The organism is Micromonospora globbae (genome assembly GCF_003610785.1).
Taxonomy (GTDB): Bacteria; Actinomycetota; Actinomycetes; order Mycobacteriales; family Micromonosporaceae; genus Micromonospora; species Micromonospora globbae.
Map to the genome: position 1 here is coordinate 162,220 of NZ_RAQQ01000010.1, position 21,302 is coordinate 183,521.

The 21,302-nt window shown below is 74.4% G+C and carries 20 protein-coding genes; 2 read left to right on the forward strand and 18 right to left on the reverse strand.

Going from position 1 to position 21,302, the window contains the following annotated elements:
* Nucleotides 1-40: 40 nt before the first annotated feature.
* The 9 genes from D7I43_RS15785 to D7I43_RS15825 form a co-directional block, all read right to left on the reverse strand.
* Complete coding sequence (locus tag D7I43_RS15785; protein WP_120329345.1) at nucleotides 41-1,486, reverse strand: aldehyde dehydrogenase family protein; 1,446 nt, start codon at nucleotides 1,484-1,486, stop codon at nucleotides 41-43.
* A complete protein-coding gene (locus tag D7I43_RS15790) occupies nucleotides 1,483-2,532 on the reverse strand; it encodes a P1 family peptidase (protein ID WP_120329346.1) in 1,050 nt (349 codons plus the stop codon). The genes D7I43_RS15785 and D7I43_RS15790 overlap by 4 nt, the downstream gene beginning before the upstream one ends.
* Nucleotides 2,529-3,758 (reverse strand): M20 family metallopeptidase, encoded by a 1,230-nt coding sequence (locus D7I43_RS15795; protein WP_120329257.1) that lies wholly within the window; start codon nucleotides 3,756-3,758, stop codon nucleotides 2,529-2,531. The genes D7I43_RS15790 and D7I43_RS15795 overlap by 4 nt, the downstream gene beginning before the upstream one ends.
* The gene (locus tag D7I43_RS15800) at nucleotides 3,755-4,654 is read right to left on the reverse strand and encodes an ATP-binding cassette domain-containing protein (RefSeq protein WP_240032980.1); all 900 of its coding nucleotides are present in this window, start codon (nucleotides 4,652-4,654) and stop codon (nucleotides 3,755-3,757) included. The genes D7I43_RS15795 and D7I43_RS15800 overlap by 4 nt, the downstream gene beginning before the upstream one ends.
* The gene (locus D7I43_RS15805) at nucleotides 4,651-5,646 is read right to left on the reverse strand and encodes an ABC transporter ATP-binding protein (RefSeq protein ID WP_120329258.1); all 996 of its coding nucleotides are present in this window, start codon (nucleotides 5,644-5,646) and stop codon (nucleotides 4,651-4,653) included. Before D7I43_RS15805 ends, D7I43_RS15800 begins: the two co-directional genes overlap by 4 nt.
* Nucleotides 5,643-6,512 (reverse strand): ABC transporter permease, encoded by an 870-nt coding sequence (locus tag D7I43_RS15810; RefSeq protein WP_120329259.1) that lies wholly within the window; start codon nucleotides 6,510-6,512, stop codon nucleotides 5,643-5,645. The genes D7I43_RS15805 and D7I43_RS15810 overlap by 4 nt, the downstream gene beginning before the upstream one ends.
* Nucleotides 6,509-7,456: an ABC transporter permease gene (locus D7I43_RS15815; protein WP_120329260.1), complete on the reverse strand. Its 948-nt coding sequence runs from the start codon at nucleotides 7,454-7,456 to the stop codon at nucleotides 6,509-6,511. The genes D7I43_RS15810 and D7I43_RS15815 overlap by 4 nt, the downstream gene beginning before the upstream one ends.
* Before the next feature lie 4 nt (nucleotides 7,457-7,460).
* Nucleotides 7,461-8,972, reverse strand: a complete 1,512-nt coding sequence (locus D7I43_RS15820; protein WP_192902169.1) for an ABC transporter substrate-binding protein — start codon at nucleotides 8,970-8,972, stop codon at nucleotides 7,461-7,463.
* A gap of 68 nt (nucleotides 8,973-9,040) precedes the next feature.
* Nucleotides 9,041-10,093 carry an isocitrate/isopropylmalate dehydrogenase family protein gene (locus D7I43_RS15825; RefSeq protein WP_240032981.1) on the reverse strand — a complete coding sequence of 351 codons (1,053 nt, stop codon included), beginning with the start codon at nucleotides 10,091-10,093 and terminating at the stop codon, nucleotides 9,041-9,043.
* A 213-nt stretch (nucleotides 10,094-10,306) separates the two neighbouring features.
* On the opposite strand from D7I43_RS15825, the gene D7I43_RS15830 reads away from it, so the two are divergent.
* Nucleotides 10,307-11,737 (forward strand): P1 family peptidase, encoded by a 1,431-nt coding sequence (locus D7I43_RS15830; protein ID WP_192902170.1) that lies wholly within the window; start codon nucleotides 10,307-10,309, stop codon nucleotides 11,735-11,737.
* Between the two features lie 239 nt (nucleotides 11,738-11,976).
* Nucleotides 11,977-12,681 carry a FadR/GntR family transcriptional regulator gene (locus D7I43_RS15835; protein ID WP_240032982.1) on the forward strand — a complete coding sequence of 235 codons (705 nt, stop codon included), beginning with the start codon at nucleotides 11,977-11,979 and terminating at the stop codon, nucleotides 12,679-12,681.
* Nucleotides 12,682-12,696: 15 nt separating this feature from the next.
* On the opposite strand, the gene D7I43_RS15840 is transcribed toward D7I43_RS15835, so the two are convergent.
* From D7I43_RS15840 to D7I43_RS15880, 9 genes are read right to left on the reverse strand one after another with little or no spacing between them, the layout of a single operon-like run.
* Entirely contained in the window at nucleotides 12,697-13,416 is a 720-nt protein-coding gene (locus tag D7I43_RS15840) for an SDR family oxidoreductase (protein WP_120329263.1), read from the reverse strand.
* Between the two features lie 11 nt (nucleotides 13,417-13,427).
* Nucleotides 13,428-14,237, reverse strand: coding sequence for a helix-turn-helix domain-containing protein (locus D7I43_RS15845; RefSeq protein WP_120329264.1), 810 nt, complete (start codon nucleotides 14,235-14,237; stop codon nucleotides 13,428-13,430).
* 19 nt (nucleotides 14,238-14,256) lie between these two features.
* Nucleotides 14,257-15,780 carry an aldehyde dehydrogenase (NADP(+)) gene (locus tag D7I43_RS15850; protein WP_240032983.1) on the reverse strand — a complete coding sequence of 508 codons (1,524 nt, stop codon included), beginning with the start codon at nucleotides 15,778-15,780 and terminating at the stop codon, nucleotides 14,257-14,259.
* Complete coding sequence (locus D7I43_RS15855) at nucleotides 15,773-17,248, reverse strand: FAD/NAD(P)-dependent oxidoreductase (protein ID WP_120329266.1); 1,476 nt, start codon at nucleotides 17,246-17,248, stop codon at nucleotides 15,773-15,775. Before D7I43_RS15855 ends, D7I43_RS15850 begins: the two co-directional genes overlap by 8 nt.
* Complete coding sequence (locus D7I43_RS15860) at nucleotides 17,232-17,570, reverse strand: 2Fe-2S iron-sulfur cluster-binding protein (protein ID WP_240032984.1); 339 nt, start codon at nucleotides 17,568-17,570, stop codon at nucleotides 17,232-17,234. The genes D7I43_RS15855 and D7I43_RS15860 overlap by 17 nt, the downstream gene beginning before the upstream one ends.
* Entirely contained in the window at nucleotides 17,567-18,718 is a 1,152-nt protein-coding gene (locus D7I43_RS15865) for an NAD(P)/FAD-dependent oxidoreductase (RefSeq protein ID WP_120329268.1), read from the reverse strand. The genes D7I43_RS15860 and D7I43_RS15865 overlap by 4 nt, the downstream gene beginning before the upstream one ends.
* Nucleotides 18,715-19,398 carry a GntR family transcriptional regulator gene (locus tag D7I43_RS15870; protein WP_120329269.1) on the reverse strand — a complete coding sequence of 228 codons (684 nt, stop codon included), beginning with the start codon at nucleotides 19,396-19,398 and terminating at the stop codon, nucleotides 18,715-18,717. The genes D7I43_RS15865 and D7I43_RS15870 overlap by 4 nt, the downstream gene beginning before the upstream one ends.
* Nucleotides 19,395-20,396: a proline racemase family protein gene (locus D7I43_RS15875; protein ID WP_120329270.1), complete on the reverse strand. Its 1,002-nt coding sequence runs from the start codon at nucleotides 20,394-20,396 to the stop codon at nucleotides 19,395-19,397. Before D7I43_RS15875 ends, D7I43_RS15870 begins: the two co-directional genes overlap by 4 nt.
* Nucleotides 20,393-21,298 carry a dihydrodipicolinate synthase family protein gene (locus D7I43_RS15880; protein ID WP_120329271.1) on the reverse strand — a complete coding sequence of 302 codons (906 nt, stop codon included), beginning with the start codon at nucleotides 21,296-21,298 and terminating at the stop codon, nucleotides 20,393-20,395. Before D7I43_RS15880 ends, D7I43_RS15875 begins: the two co-directional genes overlap by 4 nt.
* Nucleotides 21,299-21,302 lie beyond the last annotated feature (4 nt).

Genomic DNA, 21,302 nt, shown 5'->3' on the forward strand with positions numbered 1-21,302 from the left:
GTGCGCGGCGACCGTGTCGGGCACGCGCCCGGGCCGCCGGTCACATCGGCCGGATGATCGCCATCCGGGTCACCGTCAGCTCCTCCACCGCGAAGCGGGGGCCCTCCCGGCCGACCCCGGAGTCCTTGACGCCGCCGTAGGGCATGTTGTCGGCGCGGAATCCGGGCACCTCGTTGACCACGACTCCGCCCACCTGGAGCCGTTCCACCGCCGCGAAGGCGGTCGCCAGCGAACGGGTGTAGACGCTCGCGTGCAGGCCGTAGCGGGACCGGTTGACCAGGTCCAGGGCGGTGTCCACGTCGGGGACCGTCCGGACGCAGACCACCGGGCCGAAGATCTCCTCGTCCCACGCGGGCAGGCCGTCGGGCACGCCGGTGAGGACGGTCGGTCGGAGCACCGGCCCGTCGTCGCCGCCGGCCACGACCTTCGCGCCCGCCGCGACGGCGTCGGCGATCCAGCCGCGGACGCGCCCGGTCGACCGCGCGTCGATCAACGCCGCCACCCGGGTGCTCTCGTCGCGCGGGTCGCCCACCGGTATCGCGGCGACCCGGTCGGCCAGCAGGCCGAGGAACTCCTCGGCCACCGGCGCCTCCACCAGCACGCGCTGCACCGATATGCACGCCTGCCCCGAGGCGTAGTAGCCGCCCCGCACGACGGCGTCCGCGGCGGCGGCCACGTCGGCGTCGGCGGCCACCACGAGGGCCGCGTTGGATCCGAGTTCGAGCAGGACCTTGGTGGGCGCGGCGGCCCGGGCGATGGTGTGCCCCACGGCGGCCGACCCGGTGAACGACACGGCGCCCACCCGCCGGTCGGTCACCAGCGTCTCCCCGACGTCCACCCCACCGGTCACGACCTGCACCGCCTCCGGCGGCATCCCGACCGCCCCGCCCGCCTCACGCAGCAGGTGCGCCAGCCACAGCGTCGCCAGCGGTGTCTGCGGCGCGGGTTTGCACACCACCGGGCAGCCGGCCGCGAGCGCCGGCGCGATCTTGTGCGTGGCGAGCAGCAGCGGGTAGTTGAAGCCGGCGATGCCCACCACCACGCCGACGGGCCGGCGCGTCCAGAACCCGATCAGTCCCTCGCCGGAGGGCAGTAGGTCCAGGGGCACCGTCTCCCCGTGCAGCCGGGCCACCTCCTCGGCCGCCGTCTCCAGCGTGACGAGGGTGCGCGCGACCTCCGTCCGGCAGTCGACCAGTGGCTTGCCGGTCTCCAGCACGAGCAGCCGCTCGAACTCGGCGCGCCGCGCGGCCAGCGCGTCGCGGGCGTGGAGCAACGCCGCCCGGCGGACGTGCGAGGGCAGGCGGGCCACCGTCTCGGCGGCGGCCACCGCGGCGTCCAGCGCGGTCCGGGCGAGCACGGCGTCGCCGACGGGCGCGGGGGCCACCGGCGAGCCGTCGTACGGGAACCGCACCGGCGCGGTGGGCGCGGGCACCCAACCGTCGCCGATCGGCAGACCGGCCGGGTACGGGGCCTCGAAGTGGTTCATCGTCGCCTCCACTGGGAAACGGCACGGGGGAAGACGTCGGCGTACGCGCGGTGACCGCCGGCGCTCGTCGCGGCGAGGATGCCGTGGACCACCGCACGGGTGAACGCGTCCGCCGCCGCGGCGAGGATCGTGTTGAACGCGGGCGGGTCGAGGGCGGGGCCGGCGCAGGACGCCAGGGCGAAGACGGTGTCGCCGTCGAACATCGAGTGGACCGGCCGGATGGCGCGGGCCATGCCGTCGTGCCCGATGCCGGCGAGCTTCTGACACTGGGCCTTCGTGAGGGTCGCGTCCGTCGCCAGGACGCCGATGGTGGTGTGGAAGGACGCGGCCACGCTCCCGCCGACCGGAGCCTGGACGGCCTCGGCGGCGCGCGCCCGCTCCTCCGGGTCGGGCGGGAGCAGGGCGTCGAACTCGCCGGCCAGGCCGAACCGGCTCCCGTACAGCTCGCCCGTGTCGGGATCGACGGCCGACCCGACCGAGTTCACCACGGCCAAGGCGCCGACCGTCACCCCCTCCACCACGACGCTGGCCGACCCGACGCCGCCCTTGAGCCCACCGGCCACCGCGCCGGTGCCCGCGCCCACGGTGCCGAGGGCGACCGGAGCGCCGGTCGCCGCGTCGTGGGCCGCGGCACCGAAGTCCGGGCCGGGCGTGGCGCGGAAGTCGCCGCCGCGGCCGAGGTCGAACAGGACCGCCGCGGGGACGATGGGCACCACCCGACCCGGCCCGGCGCCCACCGGGAAACCGGTGCCGGCGTCCGCCAGCCGGTCCATCACACCGGCGACCGCGGCCAGCCCGTACGCGCTGCCGCCGCCGAGCACGACGGCGTGCGCCCGTTCGACGAGGTTGCGGGGATCGAGGACGTCCGTCTCGTGCGTGCCCGGGCCACCGCCACGGACGTCCACCCCGCCGACCGCTCCACCGGGCGGCGCGAGGACCACTGTCGTGCCGGTGAGCCAGCCGTCTCCGGTGCGCTGGTGGTGTCCGACGCGGAAGCCGGGGACGTCGGTCAGGGTGTTGCTCGGCCCGGGTCCCGGCGCGGTCACCGCGCGCCGGTCCGGTCGGAGGCGCTCAGGTACCGGCGGGCCGCCTCCGCGTACACCCGCGTGCACCGCACGATGTCGGCGAGTTCGACGTACTCGTCGGCCTGGTGGGCGATCCACTTCCCGCCGGGACCGTAGACGACGCTCGGCACGCCGCCGCGCGCGGTGAGGATCGTGCCGTCGGTGGTGCCCGGCACTCCCCCGTACGTCGGTTCCTCGCCGGTCACCGCGGTGTGCGCCGCGGCGAGCGCGACGACCACGGGGGCGTCGACGGGCGTGTCGACCGGCGGCCGGTCGACGAGCACGTGGACCTCGGCGCGCACCTCGTCGTCGGCGCCGAGCGCCGCCGCGATGCCCCGGACCCGCTCGACGAGGGACGGGTGGTCGACCCCGGGCACGGTGCGGACGTCGACCGCGACGGTGGCGTACGCCGGGATCACGTTGATCTGGTCGAGGTCGCCCGCGGTGGCGACCGTCGGGGTGACGTACGGCAGGCCCAGGTGCGGGTGCGCGCCGTGCCGGGCGTGGAGCTCGCGTTCGAGGTCGGCGAGTCGCACGACGAACGCCCCGGCCGTCCGGATGGGGTTGCGGGCGTGCTGCGGCATGGCCCCGTGCGCCATCCGGCCGTGGAAGTCCACGCGGAACCGCAGCGCCCCCTTCGACACCGGGCAGATCTCCCCCGCCTCGGGCTCGCAGACGATCGCCGCGTCGACGTCCGCGGCCAGCCCGGAGTCCACGAAGTGGTGCACGCCAAGCATCAGCCCCTCCTCGTCGGCGAGCGCGCACACCTTGATCCGCCCGGGGAACGGCCCGGCGAGCTGCAGGGCGCGCACCGCGTACAGCATGGCCGCCACGCCGCCCTTCATGTCGGCGGAGCCGCGGCCGTAGAGCCGGCCGTCGCGGATCTCCGCGCCGAACGGGTCGACGGTCCAGGTGTCGAGGGCGCCCTCGGTGACGACGTCCGTGTGGCCCTCGAACATGAGCGTCGGCCCGTCACCGCCGCCGCCGTCGACCACGGCGACCACGTTCGGTCGACCGGGGGCGGCCTCGGAGACGACCGGCTCCCACCCGAACTCGCGCATCTTGGCGGCGACGAGGTCGGCGGCGGGCTGCTCGCTGCGCCCGCTGCCGGGGTCGTTGACGCTGGGGATGCGCACCAGCGCCTGGGTGAAGGCGACCACACCGTCCTCGTCGATACGGATGGCGTCGACCTCGGGCGAGACCCTCATCGTTCCTGCGGCTCCTTCCGGTTCCGTGCCGCCGCGTGGGCCGCGAGGGCCTTCCGCAGCGTGGGCGCCGCGGCCAGCAGCGCCTCGGTGTAGGGGTGTGTCGGGCGTTCGTAGACGGCCGCGGTGGTGCCCCGCTCGACGATCTCGCCGTCGCGCATCACGACGACCGTGTCGCACACGTGCCGTACGACCGACAGATCGTGGGAGACGAAGACCAGCGTCAGGGAGAACTCGTCGACCAGGTCCATGAGCAGGTTGAGGATCTGCGCCCGCACGGACACGTCGAGTGCGCTGACGGGCTCGTCGGCGACCAGGACCCTGGGGCGGGGTGACAGGGCCCGCGCGATCGAGATCCGCTGCCGCTGCCCGCCGGAGAACTGGTGCGGGTAACGGTGGGCCGCGGCGGCGGGCAGGCCGACGGCGTCGAGCAGTTCCGCGACCCGCGCCCGGCTGTCGGGGTGGCCGAGCGCCACGAGCGGTTCGCGGATGATGTCGCCGACGGTCATCCGGGGGTCCAGCGAACTCATCGGGTCCTGGAAGACCATCTGCAGGTCCCGGCGGAGGAACCTCAGGGACCGGTCCGGAAGCCGGGTGATCTCCCGCCCGGCGAACCGGATGCTGCCGGAGGTCGGACGGTCCAGGCCGGCGAGGAGCCGGATGAGGGTCGACTTGCCGGAGCCCGACTCACCGACGATGCCGAGCCGCTGCCCGTACGCGACGTCGAGGTCGACGCCGCGCAGCGCCTCGACGACCGGGCCGGGGCGGGTCAGCGAGCGACGGGGGCGCCGGTAGCGGCGGACGACCTGCCGGGCGCTGATCACGGGGTCGCCGGCGGTGTCCGGGGTGGCCGCCGCGAGCGGGGCCGGTGCGGGGTCGATCTGCGGGGTCTCGGTCACCGGTCCTCCCCTACCGGGTGCCAGCAGGCGAATCCGTGCCCCGGTGGGCCGGACCACTCCGGTGTCCGTTCGCACCGCGTGGTCGCCGCGGGGCACCGGGTGCGGAACACGCAGCCGTCGGGGAACTCGCCGCCGTTGGGCACCGCGCCGGGGATCGTCCGCAGGCGTCCCCTCCCGTCGACGACGGAGAGGTCGGACGCGGCGATGAGCCCCTCGGTGTAGCGGTGCCGGGGCGTCGTGAACACGTCGTACACGTCACCGGTCTCGACCACCCGGCCCCCGTACATCACCAGGACGCGCTGGCACACCGTGGCGACCACCGCCAGGTCGTGGGTGATGAAGAGCAGCGCGGTGTTCCGTTCGGCGGCGAGTTCGCCGATGAGATCGAGCATCTGCGCCTGCACGGTGACGTCGAGCGCGGTCGTCGGCTCGTCGCAGATCAGCAGGGCGGGATCGTTGGCCAGCGCGATCGCGAGCATCACCCGTTGGCGCTGGCCGCCGGAGAGTTGGTGCGGGAAGGCCCGCGCCATCGCCCTCGGGTCGGGCAGGCGTACCCGGTCGAGCAGGTCGACGGCGGCGGCTGCCGCCTCCGCCCGGCTGTTGCGGGTGCCGTGGAGCAGCATCACCTCCGCGACCTGGTCGCCCACGCGCATGACGGGGTTGAGCGCGGTCATGGGTTCCTGGAACACCATCGACACGGTCCTGCCACGCACCTTCGCCAGCCGGCGCTCGCCGGTGCCCAGCAGGTCGTCGGGCACACCCCGCAGGCGGATGGACCCGCTGGCCCGCAGCCCCTCGGGGAGCAGTCCCATCAGCGCCAGGGCGGTCAGGGACTTGCCGGACCCCGACTCGCCGATGAGGCCCAGGCGTTCGCCGCTGCCGATGGTGAAGCCGACCCCCTGCACCAGGTTGACCGGTCCCACCTGGACGCCCAGGTCGTCGACGGTGAGCACCGGGCCCGTCGCCACGGCCGTGTCGGGTACGTGCGTCATCGGTGCTCCCGCAGCTTGGGGTCGAGCCAGTCGCGCAGCCCGTCGCCGAACAGGTTGAAGCCGAGGACCGCCAGGGCGATCGCGAGGCCGGGCAGGAACGCGAGGCGGGGCGTGGAGAAGAGCAGTTCCTGTGACTCCTGGAGCATCCGTCCCCAGGACGGGGTGGGTGGTGGGGTGCCGAAGCCCAGGAACGACAGCGCGGCCTCGGCCAGGATGGCGATGGCGAACGAGACCGACGCCTGGACGATGAGGATGCTGGCGATGTTGGGCAGCACGTGGCGCAGCGCGATCGCGAGCCGGGAGCGGCCGGCGGCGCGGGCCGCGAGGACGTACTCGGTGTGCATGACGCCGAGGGTCTGGCCGCGGGCGACGCGGGCGAAGGCCGGGATCGTGGCCACGCCGATCGCGATCATGGCGGTGAGGGTGCTCGCGCCGAACACCGCGCCGAGCATGATCGCGAGCAGCAACGCGGGGAACGCGAACAGCAGGTCGTTGGCACGCATGACGATCTCGCTGAGCCAGCCGCCGGCCATCCCGGCGAGGACGCCGAGCGGGGTGCCGACCAGCGCGGCGACGCCGACGGCCACGATCCCCACGAAGAGCGTGGTGCGGGCTCCCACCAGCAACTGGCTCGCCACGTCGCGACCGAACTTGTCGGTGCCGAGGAGGTAGCCGTCGCTGAGGGCGGGCGCCAACCGGTGGGCCGCGTCGACGTGCACGGCGTCGTGCGGGGTCCAGACGAACGAGACGAGGGCGGCCAGCACGACGAGCGCCACCAGGGCGCCGCCGACGAGCATGCTGGCGTTCAGGCGCCGCCACCGCCGGCGCCCGCGCGCGGCGGGCGAGGTGTTCTCCAGTGCGGTCATCGGGCCCCCCGCAGTCTCGGGTCGAGCACGGCGTACAGGACGTCGACGAGGAAGTTGACGGCGAGCACGGCGACGACGAGCACCATGACGGTGCCCTGCACGAGCAGCAGGTCGCGGTTGGCCACCCCGTCCAGCAGGAGGCTGCCCAGGCCGGGCAGGGTGAAGACCCGCTCGACCACGACGGCGCCGATGAGCAGCGTGGCCAGTTGCAGGCCGAGGACGGTGACCACGGGGATCGCGGCGTTGCGGGCGCCGTGCCGCCACAGCGCCCGGTAGAGGCCGAGGCCCTTGGCGCGGGCGGTGCGGATGTAGTCCTCCCGCATCACGTCGAGCACCGCGGAGCGGACGTAGCGGCTGAGCACCGCCCCCTGCACCAGGCCGAGGGACAGCGACGGCAGCAGCAGTTGCTGGAACCAGGCGCCGGGGTCCTCGCCCAGCGGGGTGTAGCCGCCGGAGGGGAGCACCCGCAGGGTGACGGCGAACAGGAAGACCAGCAGGATGCCGGCGAGGAACGCCGGGACGGCCACGCCCACCTGGCTGAGCCCGGACAGCAGCAGTCCGCCGACGCTGCGGTGGCGGACCGCGGCGGCGGTGCCCAGCGGCACCGCCACCACGAGGGCCGTCAGCATCCCGAACAGCACCAGCCAGAGCGTGACCCCGAGCCGGTCGACGATCTGCGGTCCGATGTGGTCGGAGGTGACGTACGAGACGCCGAAGTCGCCGGTCGGGAGGCCGGACACCCAGTCGAGGAACTGGGTGACCAGGGGCCGGTCGGTGCCGAACTCGGCGCGTTTGGCCGCGACCGCCTCGGGCGTGGCGTTGACCCCGAGCGCCACCTCGGCCGGGTCGCCGGGAAGCACCGCCATGACGGCGAAGACGACGACCGAGGCGACGGCGGTGCTCACGACGAGCACCGCCGCGCGGACGAGCAGGTACAGGCCCATCGTGCTACGCCTCGGACGGGGACAGCACGCTCAGGTCGAACGACTCGGACACCAGGTTCTTCGGCAGGCCGGCGATCCCCTTCTTGGCGACGATGAGGTTGGGGAACAGGAAGAGGAAGTCGCCGGCGGCGTCCTCGGAGATGATCCGCGCGGCCTCCTTCATCGCCGTGACCTGCTCCTCCTCGGTGCCGGCGTCCGCCTTGGCGAACAGCTCCTGCACCCGGGGGCTGTCGTAGCGCAGGTAGTAGTCCGGGTTGCCGAAGACCGCCGTGACGTCGCGGGGCTCGACGTGGTTGATGATCGACATGTCGTAGTCCGCCTGCTTGAAGACGACGTCCAACCAGCGGGCCGGGAACTCCAGCGGTTCGATGTCCACGGTGATCCCCACCGCGTCGAGCTGCGACTTGACGACCTGCGCCGACGCGACGGCGTACGGCAGGTTGGGGATGCGCAGCTTGAGGTTGAGCCGCGTCTGCCCAGCCTGGGCCAGCAGGTCCCGGGCCTTCGCCGGGTCGTACGGGTACAGGCCGGTCAGGTCCTCGTACCAGGGGTCGGTCGGCGGGACCATCGTGCCGATCAGCTGGCCCCGGCCGGCCCACGCGGTGTCCAGCAGCGCCTTGTGGTCGATGGCGTGCCGGATGGCACGTCGCACGCGCGGGTCGTTGAGCGGAGCCTTGGAGTTGTTGAAGGACAGGACGACCTCACCGGTCGTCGTGCCCTCGATGACCTCGTACTTCGACGTGTCCGAGAACTGCTGGATCGACTCGGGGGCCTGCACGGCCGAGATGACGTCGATGCCGCCGGTCAGGAGGGCGTTGTTCAGCGCCGTCGCGTCCTTGAAGTACTTGAGCACGACCTTCTGGAGCTTCGGCTTCGTGCCCCAGTAGGAGTCGTTCGCCGAGAACGTGATGGCGTCGCCGCGGCGCCAGGACTCCAGCTTGTAGGGGCCCGTGCCAACCGGCGTGTTGGCGAGGTCGGCCACGCCGTCCCGGCTGAACATCGCGCCGATCCGGGTGGTCATCCGGTACAGCCACGAGTTGCTCGGCTTGGTGAGGGTGACGACGGCGGTGGTGTCGTCCTTCTTCTCCACGTTGGCCACGACGTCCATGGCCGACTTCAGGGAGACCTTCCAGTCGGTCTTGACCCGGTTGATGCTGAAGACGACGTCGTCGGCGGTGAACGTCTTGCCGTTGGTGAAGGTCACGTTGTCGCGCAGGTGGAACGTGTAGGTCTTGCGGTCGGGGCTGACCTCCCACGACTCGGCCAGCAGGGGGACGATCTTGCCGTCCTGGTCGAGCTTGACGAGGCCCTCGTACACGTTGACGAGCAGCGCCTGGGGGATGGCGGCGCCGTCGGTGCTCGTGAAGTCGAGGTTGGCCGGTTCGGCGACGAAGCCGACCGACAGGCTGGATCCGGTGGCGGAGTCTCCCGAGGTTCCCGACGAGCAACCCGCGGCGGTGATCGCGAGCGTGACGGTCGCGATCACCGCCACGAGCCGGGCGAGCGGTCGTGTCACGGCTTCTCTCCTGGGACAGGGGCCGGGCGGGGCCGGTCCGGGCGTGCGAACGGACGGGTGGGGTGTGGTCACGGTGCGGTGCTGCCCTCCACGACGGCCAGGATCTCCGCCGCGAGTTCCTTGGTGGTGGCGCTGCCACCGAGGTCGGGTGTGTGCCGGGCGGGATCGCGCAGCGCGGTGGCCACCGCGTCGCGGACGATCCGCCCGGCCACCGGCAGGCCGACGTGGTCGAGGAGCATGGCTCCGGACAGCATGCACGCCACCGGATTGGCCACGCCACGCCCCGCGATGTCCGGAGCCGAGCCGTGCACGGGTTCGAAGAGCGCCGGCGCCTCACCGTCGGGAAGGAGGTTGGCGCTCGGCGCCATGCCCATCCCCCCGGCCAGGACGGCCGCGAGATCGGAGAGGATGTCGCCGAAGAGGTTGCTGCACAGCAGCACGTCGAGGTCGCGGGGCTGTTGGACGAGGCGGACGGCCATCGCGTCGACGAGCACCTGCTCGCACTCGACGTCGGGATACGCGGCCGCCACCTCGGCGACCACCGCGTCCCACAGCGTGTAGCCGTGGCGCAGCGCGTTGGACTTGGTCACGAGGCTCACCCGGCCCCGCCGGGACCGCGCGAGATCGAAGGCGTACCGGGCCGCGCGCAGGATCGCCGGGCGGGAGTGGACGGCCACCTCGATACCGAGCTCGTGCGCGGTGGCGGCGTGGGCACGGCCGCCGACGCCCACGTACTCCCCCTCGGTGTTCTCGCGGACGATGACCAGGTCGACGCCGTCGGGTTCGCGCAGGACCGTACGCACACCGGCCCAGGACTGCACGGGCCGTACGTTGACGGCGAGGTCCAGGGCCTGACGGACCCCGATGATGAGGCCCCAGACGAGTTCGTGGTCGGGTACGTCGGGACGGCCGACGGCGCCGAACAGCACCGCGGGGAAGCCGCGGAGGATCTCGGCGCCGTCGGCGGGCATGGCCCGGCCGGTGCGCAGGTACCGTTCGCCGCCCCAGTCGAACTCGACGGGATCCAGCCTGGCGCCGGCGCGCGCCGCGGCGGCGCGGAGCACGGGCAGGCTCGCCGAGACCACCTCGGGACCCACACCGTCACCGGGGATCACTGCCACGCGGAGGTCCTGCACGCCGAGCTCTCCGTTCTTTGAAGACGCTCTTTACGTCAACTGGTCTGACCAGTAGCCTCAGTGGACCCAACGCTCTCACTCGCCCGCAGGAAAGGTCAAGGGCTCCACCCCAAGGTTCTCGCCGGAACCGGGGACGCCTGCCCACGCCCCCGGGAGGATCCGGCAGCCACTCCGTAGAGAGGGGAACTCATGGCATCCATGGCATCGCGGTCCGCCGCAGTGCTCGCCGGGGCGCTCATGGGCTCGGTCGCCGTCGTCGGCGTATCCGCTCCCGCCGCCGCGGCGGACACTCCCGGCCTGCCCGGCCGCTACAACGCCATCACCGACGTGCCGGGCATCCAGGTCGGTCAGGTCCAGTCCACCCGGGCCCCGTACCTCACCGGCACCACCGTCGTCTACACCCCCCGCATGTCCGTGACCGGCGTCGACCAGGAGGGCGGCGCGCCGGCCACCAAGGAGACCGACCTGCTCGACCCGCTCAACTCCAACCCCGGCGTCAACGCCGTCATGCTCGGCGGGAGCAGCATGTACGGGCTGGCCGCCACCGACGGCGTGATCCGGTGGCTCGAGGAACGCGGCGAGGGCGTCCGGGTCGGCGGCGGCGTCGCTCCGATCGTGCCGGCCGCCGACATCTTCGATCTCGGTCGGGGCGGCAACATCCGGGCCCGCACGACCCCCGCCTGGGGCTGGCTCGCCGCCGAGAACGCCCACGCCGGCGCCGTGGCGCAGGGCGTCGTGGGCGGCGGCACCGGGGCCCGCTCCGGCGGCATGAAGGGCGGCGTCGGCACGGCCAGCATGGTGCTCGACAACGGCATCGTCGTCGGCGCCATCGTCGTGGTGAACTCGGTCGGGTCCCCCGTGGACGCACGGGACTGCTCGCTGCTGGCCGCCCGGTTCGAGGTCGCCGGTGAGTTCCGCGGCCTCACCACACCGAAGAAGCAGGAGTGCAACCCACCCGGCGCGTCCGGCGCGAAGGCCGACGAGCCCTCGATGAACACCACCATCGCCGTGGTGGCCACCAACGCGCCGCTGGAGAAGGCCGCCGCGGCCCGCATGGCCACGAACGCGCACGACGGCCTGGCCCGCGCCATCAACCCGATCCACACCCTCAGCGACGGCGACACGGTCTTCGCGGTCTCCACCGGCGAGGGCACGCCGCTGCGCGTCAACGCCGACGGCGGCCAGCTCAACCGCATCTTCAACGCCGCCGCCGACACGCTCACCCGCGCCGTGGGCCACGCGATCCTCAACGCCCGGACCGTCGGCACGGCGACGAGCTACTGCGACCGGTACCCCTCGGCCTGCAAGAAGCTCGCACCCCTGCCGCCGGACAAGCGCGGCGTGGCGCCGGAGGTCACGGCCCAGTCGCTGGCCGCCGCGTCGGCCAAGGTCTCCGAGGGGACCCCGCCGGTCGGGGGCGCGTCGGCCACCGGGCAGACCGCCGGCACGTCCGGAGCCGGCACGTCCGGAGCCGGGGCGGGCGACGAGTCGCAACCGGTCGCCTTCACCCCCACCGCCTCGTCCGGCGGTGACGGGCCCGCACCGGCCAACGGGCTCCTGGCGCTCGTCGGGTTCGCGGGGTTGGCCGGCGCCCTGCTGATCCGGCGCCGAGCAGCCGCCCGGCGCTGACCGCGAGGCGGACGACCGCTTCACGGGCCCGGCCGGCGCGGCCTCGCCGCCACGCCGGCCGGGCACCGTGAGGCGTTACCATTTCCGGCAGACGGCCACGAATGGCCGGATCGGTTCGCCCCGACCGCGGCGATTCCGCTGGTCGCCAGCGCTCTTGCAGACTTCCACCACGGGGGTAGCCAGTGGCCCAACGGCCGCGATTCCAACCGGTCCAGCCCGTGCGGGCGTACGAACGGATCGTGCAGCAGATCGAGGAGGCGATCCTGCGCGGTGAGCTGCGCCCGGGCGAGCGACTGCCCTCCGAGCGGGACCTGGTGCGGCAGTTCTCGGTCAGCCGCGCGACGGTGCGCGAGGCGCTGCGGGTGCTCCAGAGCAACGGCCTGGTCCGGTCCCGGGCGGGCGACCCGGCGGGCGCGGAGATCGTGCCGTTCTCCCCGGTCACCCTCCAGAAGTCGATGACCACCCTGGCCCGGCTCTCCGAGCTGACCCTCACCGAACTCATCCAGTTCCGGATGCTGCTGGACGCGACCGCCAACCTGCTCGCCGCCAAGCTGCGCACCGAGGAGCAGCTCGCCGAGATGGACGCGGCCCTGAAGGTCATGCGCGACAGCGTGTCCCTCGGCTACGAGGAGTTCAGCCGCGCCGACGTCGCGTTCCACGACGCCGTCGCTCGGGCCAGCGGCAACCGGCTGCTCCAGGTCTGCAACCAGGTCGTACGCTCCGTGGCGCTCACGCTCATCGCCGAGAAGATCGCTCACGCGCTGGACCGCACCGCGCAGATGGAGGAGAGCATCGCCCACCACGCCGAGGTGCTCGAGGCGGTGCGGGCCGGTGACGGCGCAGGGGCGGCGCGCATCGCCCGCCAGAACCTGTACGACTACTACGCCTCCTACGTGCCGGAGGACGAGCGGGTGTTCCTGCGGGCGCTCATCGACCAGGAGTGACCCGGGGCGGAGTCCTCACAGGAGCAGGCCGCCGGTGGCCCGGATGTTCTGCCCGGTGATCCACCGGGCGTCGGGCCCGGCGAGGAATGCCACGACGTCGGCGATGTCCTCGGGCCGGCCGAGGCGACCCAGCGCGGTCATCGCGGGCACCTGCGTCAGCGCCTCCGGCGGGTTGCTCCCGCGCAGCAGGTCGGTGTCGGTCGCGCCCGGCGAGACCGTGTTGACCGTGATGCCCCGGCCGCCCAGCTCGCGCGCGGCGACCGCGGCGAACTGCTCCAGCGCCGCCTTGCTGGCGCAGTACAGGGAGTGGCCGGGCGCCGGCACCACGGTGTTCAGTGTGGAGATGTTGATGATGCGGCCGTGGTCGCGCATCACCTCCGCGGCGCGCCTCATGGCCAGGACCGGGTACTTCGCGTTGACCGTCATCACCCGGTCGAAGTCCTCGGCGGTCATCGCCGTGACGGGGACGGGCGCGGTGATCGCCGCGTTGTTCACGAGGATGTCCAGGCCGTCGGGCACCGCCGCGAAGAGCGTGTCGAGGCTGCTCACGTCGGCCTGGTCGGCGTGAACCGCCCGCACGCCGTCCAGTTCGCCGGCCAGTTCCTCGGCGGCGGCCCTGTTCTCCCGGTAGGTGAAGACGACCTCGGCGCCGTCCCGGGCGAGGCGCCGCACGACGGCCCGCCCGATCCCGCGGGAGCCGCCGGTCACGATCGCGGTCTTTCCGCTCAAGCTCATGGCTGGGCAGGCTAGTTGGCCGTCCGCCGCAGGTCTTGAAGGAATGCGAACAGCTCGGTCGGCGTGAGCCCGGTCATGGCGCGGACCTCCCGGCTCAGGTGCGGCTGGTCGGCGTACCCGCAGTCGGTGGCGAGGGCCAGCGCGGCGCCGGGCCGGCCGAGCCGGTGCACGGCGTGCTGGAGCCGGCCGATGCGCGCCACCGTCTTGGGCGACATGCCGACGTGCCGCCGGAACCCCAGCTCCAGGCCGCGCCGGCTCATGCCCAGGCCGGCGGCGACCTCCCCCACCGCCCGGACCGGGCGCTGGAGCCGCCACCACGCCCGGGTGACGGCGTCCTCCGGCGGGCGGTCCGGCCGCAACCACGTGGCGAGCAGGTCGTCCAGCAGGGCGAATCGCTGCGGCCAGCCGGGCGCGGACCCCAGGCGGTCGGCCAGCTCCGCCGCCCGGCGGCCGAGCAGCGCGTCCGGGCGCACGGTCGCGCCGACCAGCTCCGGCACGGGTACGCCGAGCAGCGCCGACACCCCGGCCGGTGTCAGCCCGATCGCCACACCGTGCCGCCACTCGGCCAGCTCGTGCACGGCGTGGACGCTGCGCGGGCCGGTCACCCAGCCACCGGGGCCCGCGAAGTCCACGATCACCGTGGTGACGGTCAGCGGGAGCATCCGCCGCCGCAGGCGCCCGTCGACCCGGGTGCGGAAGCCTCCGTAGCCGAGGACGTACGGGCGCAGCGCCCGCCGCGCGAGCCGGCTCGTCGTCTCACCGCAGTCGGGAAGCGGCTCGGCCGGCAGGGAATGCAGCAGCGGCACCACGACGTCCATCATGCCCCGCCGCCGGCCGCGGTCAGGCCGTGCGGACGCCGTCGACCGTGCGGGGAAGGCGGAGCGGGTTGGCCTCCCGCAGCTCGGGCGGGAGCAGCGGGTCGGGGACGTTCTGGTAGCAGACCGGACGCAGCCAGCGGGCGATGGCCCCGCTTCCCACGGAGGTCGCCGGGGTCGTGGCGGCGGGGTACGGGCCGCCGTGCTGCATGGCGGGTGCGACCGTCACGCCCGTCGGCCAGCCGTCCACCACCACCCGCCCGGCGATCCCGCTCAGCGCCGCGACGAGGTCCGCCGCCGCACCGTCGCGCTCGTCGGCGGCCAGGTGCACGGTGGCCGTGAGGGTGCCGGGCAGGGCGGCGAGGACGGCGTCGCGTTCGGCCGCCGAGCCGTACCGGACGAGCACGGTGACGGGCCCGAAGCACTCCTCGAACAGCTCGTCGTGCGGCCCGCCGGTGAGCCGGGCGGCCGCCACGGTCAACACGCCCGCCCGTACGGCCAGCGGCGTGCCGTCGTCGCCGGCCTCGCCCGCCACCAGCACCTCCTCGACACCGGGCAGGGCGGCGCGGGCGCGCACCCCGGCGAGGAACGCCTCCCGCATGCGCGCGTCGAGCATCGGCCCGGACGGCACCTCGGCCGTGGCGACCGCCCGGACGACCGCGTCGCCCGCCGGGCCGGCCGGGACGAGGACGAGACCCGGCTTGACGCAGAACTGGCCCATGCCGAGCGTGTACGAGGCGGCGAGCCCCGTGCCGATCTCGTCCGCCCTGGTCTCGGCCGCCCGCTCGGTGACCACCACGGGGTTGAGGCTGCCCAGCTCGCCGTGGAACGGGATCGGCCGCGGCCGGGAGGACGCGATGTCGAACAGGGCACGGCCGCCGCGTACCGAGCCGGTGAACCCCACGGCGGCGGTCAGCGGGTGGCGGACGAGTTCCGGGCCCGCGTCGAAGCCGTGGACGAGTTGGACGACGTCCTCGGGCAGCCCCACCTCGGCGGCCGCGGCGCGGAGGATCCGTGCGCACAGGACGGAGGTGGCCGGGTGGTCGGGGTGGGCCTTGACCACCACGGGGCACCCCGCGGCCAGCGCGCTCGCGGTGTCGCCACCCGGCACGCTGAAGGCCAGGGGGAAGTTGCTCGCCGCGAAGACGGCCACCACGCCCAGCGGCACGTTGAGGCGGCGCAGGTCCGGACGCGGCGCGGGCACGGCCGACGGGTCGGCGTGGTCGACGACCACGTCCAGGTACGCGCCGGAGTCCACCACGTCGGCGAACGCCCGCAGCTGGTAGCAGGTGCGCGCCAGCTCGCCGGTGAGCCGCACCGACCCGAGCGCCGACTCCGCGTCGGCCGTCGCGACGATCTCCTCGCCGCTCTTCTCCAGCAGCGTGGCGGCGGTGCGCAGAAGGTCCGCCCGGCGGGCCCGGTCCCGCAGCGCCGCGCCGGCCGCCGCGGCGGCCCGCACCGCACGGTCGACGTCCTCCGCTGTCGCCTCCGTCGCCACGCGTCCCCGGACCGTCCCGGTACGCGGGTCGATGCTCAGCACGTCACTCACCGTCTCCTCCCTCCTCCTCCGTCGCACCGGCGGGCTCCCCCGCGAGCGCGGCGATCTCCTCCAACGGCACCGGCACGGCGAGGCTGCGGGTGGCCAGTGGACGCAGGTCGTCCACCGTGGTCGCCCGCCCGCCCCACCGGGCCGCGATCGCGGCGGTGGCGTAGCCGCACACCCGTCCCTGGCACCAGCCCATGCCCGGCCGCGCCAGCATCTTCAGCGTGCGCGCGTCGGTGGCGCCGAGGTCGTCGTACGCGCGGCGCAGGTCACCGTACGAGACCTCCTCGCACCGGCACACCACCGTCGTGTCGGGTAGCCGGTCGGACCATCCGGGCGGCGCGGGACAGGCCCGGTGCATGGCGGCGGCGAAGCGGCGACCCCGCCGGACGCGGCCCCGCAGCCGGCGCGTGCGCGCCGGGTCGGCGGGGCGGCCCCGGTCGGCGGCGAGGGCGAGCGCGGCCAGCCGGCCCTCGGCGACGGCCAGCGCGGCGCCTCCCACACCGGTCGCCTCACCGGCCACGTACAGCCCGTCGACGCTGCTGCGCTGGAGGTCGTCGGCCACCACGACGAGCGACCCGTCGACGTCCCTGGCGGTCGCGGCGCCGAGCATGAGCGGCAGTTCGAGCGCGGGGGTGAAGCCCCACCCGAGGGCCACGAGGTCGACGGCGACCTCCTCGTCCGGCCCGGTGGCCCGGCCGTCCCGGTCCACGCGGGCGAGCCGGACCGCCTCCACCCGGTCGCGGCCGAGGATTTCCCGGACCACCGTCCTCGTCCGGTACGGGATGCGGTGCCGGGCCATGAGCGCCGCGTACCGCGCCGCCTCGACGCCCTTGCCCGGCGCGGACAGCGCGCCGAGGGGGTCGCGCAGCCAGCCCCCCACCCCGTTGGCCTCCGCGACGGCCGCCACGGTCACCCCCGCCTCCGCGAGGCCGGTGGCCACGGACAGCAGGAACGGACCGGTGCCGGCGACGACGGCGCGTCGCCCGGCCGGCGTGCGGTGCCCGGTGAGCAGGGCCTGCACTCCCCCGGCGGTGAGGACGCCGGGCAGCTCCCAGCCGGGCACGGGCAGTTGCCGGTCGTGCCCGCCGGGGCACAGGATCAGCGCCCGCGCCACGATGCTGCGCGCCGCGACGGACGCGGTGGCGGTGGTGGCGGTCAGTCGCAGGTCGAACTCGCCGTCCGCGCTCCGGGTGACGAGCCAGACCTGGTGGCCCGGCAGGTAGCGGATCCGGCCGGCGGCGCGCAGGGCGTCCAGGCGCTCCCGCAGGGCGGTGAAGGTCCGCCAGCCGTGGTGGCCGGCGCGGTCGGCGGGGCGGGCGTGGGTCTCGTCGTAGTGCCGCCAGTACTGGCCGCCGGGCTGGGCGGCGGTGTCGACCAGGGCGACGGCGAGTCCCGACGCGGCGGCCTCGACGGCGGCGGCGAGACCGGCGGGGCCCGCGCCGACCACGGCGACGTCATGCACGGGCGGCATCGTCCCTCCCCGGCTCGTCGGCGCCACCGGCGTCGGGCAGAGCGCCGCCGGGGCCGGGACGCGCGTCGCCCGCGTCGGGTGGGGCGTCGCCGAGCCGCAGGCCGTCGGCGGCGGCCACGAGGCAGGCGCGCTGGTCCGGCACCCCGTCGACGGTGATGAGGCAGTCGAAGCAGATGCCGATGCCGCAGAACAGGCCGCGGGGGCGGCCGCCCCGGCGGGTCGTACGCCAGTCGGTGACGCCCGCGGCCACCAGGGCGGCGGCGACGCTCTGCCCGGGCTCGGCCGGCACGACGGCGCCGCGGAAGGTCATCCGGTATGTCACGGGAGGTCCTCCTCGGCGAACCGTTCCGGCGCGAACGGGGCGAGATCCAGGTCCGTGCGTCCGCCCACGAGCGCCTGGGCGACGAGCTTGCCGGTGCCGGCGGACAGCCCGACGCCGGCGCCCTCGTGCCCGCAGGCGTGCCAGAGCCCGGGTGCGCGGGCGTCGGGGCCGATGACCGGCAGGTGGTCGGGGCAGTAGGGGCGGAAGCCGAGGTACGTGCGCATGGCCCGGACCGTCCGTAGCATCGGGAACAGCGCGATCGCCCGGGCCGCGAGGGCGCCGATGGCGGCGGTCGACACGGTCCGGTCGAAGCCCACCCGCTCGCGGGACGCGCCGATGAGGATGGTCCCGGCGGCCGTCCCCTCGACGACGGGCGAGGTCTGCAGGGCCGCGTCGGAGCTGGCGACGTCACCGACGTACTCGGCGGCGTACACCTTGTGGCGGATCGTCCCGGGCGGCATCGGTTGGGTGACCAGGATGAAACCGCGCCGGGGCAGCACGGGGACGCGCACCCCGGCGAGTCCGGCGACGTCCCCGGCCCAGGTGCCGGCGGCGTTGAGCACCGCGCCGGCGGGGACGTCACCGGCGGGCGTCCGCACTCCGGTCACGCGGGCGCCGGCGCGGAGGAACCCGGTCACCTCGGTGTGCGTACGCACCTGGGCGCCGCGTTCGCGGGCCAGCCGCAGCAGGTGGGCGGCGACCAGCATCGGCTGGACCTGGGCGTCCTGCGGGTAGAAGGCGCCCCCGGCGAGGTGGGGCGAGAGGTGGGGTTCGTAGTCGCGCAGCTCGGCGTGGCCGAGGTCGCGCGCGTCGACGCCGCAGGCGCGCTGGTGGGCAGTGAGCTCGCGCAGCGACGCGACGCCCTCGGCCGACGCGGCGACCACGAGCCCGCCCTTGGACTCGAACTCCCACCGGTCACCGTGCTCGGCCAGGTCCTCCCGCCAGACCCGCTGCGAGTACAGCGCCAGGTCCAGCTCCGGGCCGGCCTCCTTGTCCGAGACCAGCACGTTGCCCTCCCCGGCGCTGGAGGTGCCGCCGGCCACCGCGCCGCGCTCGACGACGACCACCCGCAGCCCGGCCAGCGTGGCGAAGTACGCGCTGGCCGCGCCCACCACGCCCGCGCCGACGACGACGAGGTCGGCGGTCACGGACGTTCCTCGGCGCCGCCGGCCCACAGGCCCCGCACGTGGCCGATGTGCCGGCGCATCAGCAGCTCGGCACCGTCGGCGTCGCGGGCCTCGACGAGGTCCAGGAGTTCGTGGTGCTCGGCGGCCGAGCGGATCAGCCGGCCGCTGCGCAGTAGCGGTGTCAGCCCGAGCAGGCGCGTCTTCGACCGCAGGTCGGCCACGACGTCCACGAGGTAGCGGTTGCCGCGGTACCCGAGCAGGGTCAGGTGGAACACGTGATCAGCCTCGATGTAGGCCACCAGGTCGCCGCACTCGACCGCGTCGACGATCGCCCGCGCCATCCTCCGCAGTTCGGGGAGGTCCTCGGCCGGGATGACCGCCACGACGTCGCGGACGGTCGGCGGCTCGATGAGCAGCCGCACGGCGGCGACGTCGTCGAGGTCCTGCTCGGACAGCTCGGTGACCCGGAAGCCCTTGTTCGGCTGGGGTACGACCAGGCCGCCCTTCACGAGGTCGAGCATGGCCTCGCGGACCGGGGTGGGTGACACGCCGAGCTGCGCGGCCAGCGCCGGGGCCGAGTAGACGACGCCGGGCTCCAGCTTGCCGGAGATGATCGCCGCCCGCAGGGCGTCGCGGATGCGGTCGCGGAGGTTCTCCCGGCGGCCGACGCCGGGAAGGTCGGGGACGGGCACCGGACTCACAGCCGGAACCCCGCCGGGAACGGGTCGGTGGGGTCGAGGTGGAACTGCGCCGTGGCGGTGACCCACGCCCGACCGGTGATCGACGGCAGGACGGCCGGGCGCGATCCGACCGTGGTCTCGCCCAGCAGCCGGCCGGTGAAGCGGGTGCCGATGAACGACTCGTTCAGGAAGTCGGCGCCGACGGCCAGTTCGCCCCGCGCGTGCAGTTGCGCCATCCGGGCGCTGGTGCCGGTGCCGCAGGGGGAACGGTCGAACCATCCGGGGTGGATGACCATGGCGTGCCGTGACAGCCGGGCGGTCGAGCCGGGCGCCGCGAGGTAGACGTGGTGGCAGCCGTCGATGTCATCGCGTTCGGGGTGCACCGGCCGGTCCTGCTCGTTCACGGCGTCCATGACGGCCAGGCCGGCGCGCAACAGGTCGTCGGCGCGGGACCGGTCGAACGGCAGCCCCAGCTCCGCGAGGTCGACGATCGCGTAGAAGTTCCCGCCGAAGGCCATGTCGTACCCGACCGTGCCGAAGCCCGGCACCTCGACCGTCCGGTCGAGCGCGTGCACGAACGACGGGACGTTCTCGATGGTGACCGACTCGGCCGCGCCGTCGCGGACGGCCACGGACGCGACGACCAGGCCGGCGGGCGTGTCGAGGCGGATCGTGGTCACCGGCTCGACGACGGGCACCATCCCGGTCTCGACGAGCACCGTCGCGACGCCGATCGTGCCGTGGCCGCACATCGGCAGCAGGCCGGAGACCTCGATGAAGAGCACGCCGTAGTCGGCGTCGGGACGGGTCGGCGGCTGCAGGATCGCGCCGCTCATCGCCGCGTGGCCCCGGGGTTCGTACATGAGCAGCGTACGGACGTCGTCGCGGTTCGCCGCGAACCACAGCCGGCGCTCGGCCATGGTCGCCCCCGGGATCGTGCCCACGCCGCCGACGACGACCCGGGTGGGCATGCCCTCCGTGTGCGAGTCGACGACGTGGAACGTGTGGCGGGACCTCACTTGTAGCCCTTGGCGAGGACCGCTTCGGTGTCGGCGGTGATCCGCGCGGCCAGCTCGGGCGCGAGTGGCAGGCGGGGTGGACGGCAGGCGCCGCCCCGGCGACCGGCCACGTCCATCGACAGCTTGATCGACTGCACGAACTCGGTCTTGGAGTCCCAGCGCAGCAGCGGGTGCAGGTCCCGGTAGATCGGCAGCGCCTCGGCGATGTCGGCGGCGTCGCCCGAGGTGGCCAGCCGGTAGAGCCGCACGGTGCTCTCCGGGATCGCGTTCGGGTAGCCGGCGATCCAGCCCACGGCCCCGGCGAGGCCCAGTTCGAGCAGCACGTCGTCGGCGCCGACCAGCAGGTCGAGGCCGGGCGCCCGCTCGGCGATCTCGTACGCCCGGCGGACGTCGCCGCTGAACTCCTTGACCGCGACGACCAGTCCCTCGTGGAACAGTTCGGCGAGCAGGTCCGGGGTGAGGTCGACCTTGGTGTCGATCGGGTTGTTGTAGGCGACGACCGGCAGGCCGACCCGCGCGACCTCGCGATAGTGCGCGACGACCGCCTGCCGGTCCGCCCGGTACGCGTTCGGCGGCAGCAGCAGGACGGAGGTGGCGCCGGCCTCGGCGGCCTGCTCGGCCCAGCGGCGCGCCTCGATGGCGCCGTAGGCGGCCACGCCGGGCATCACGCCGAATCCGGCGGGGGCCGCCTGGACGGCGGTCTCGACCACGCGCGCCCGCTCCTGCGGCGTCAGCGTCTGGTACTCGCCGAGCGACCCGTTGGGCGTCACGCCGTCGCACCCGCCGTCGGCGAGGAACCGGACGTGCTCGGCGTACGCGTCGTGGTCGACGGACAGGTCGTCGTGGAAGGGCAGCGCCGTGGCGACGTGCACGCCGCGCCACGGCCGTTCGGGGGTGGACATGCGG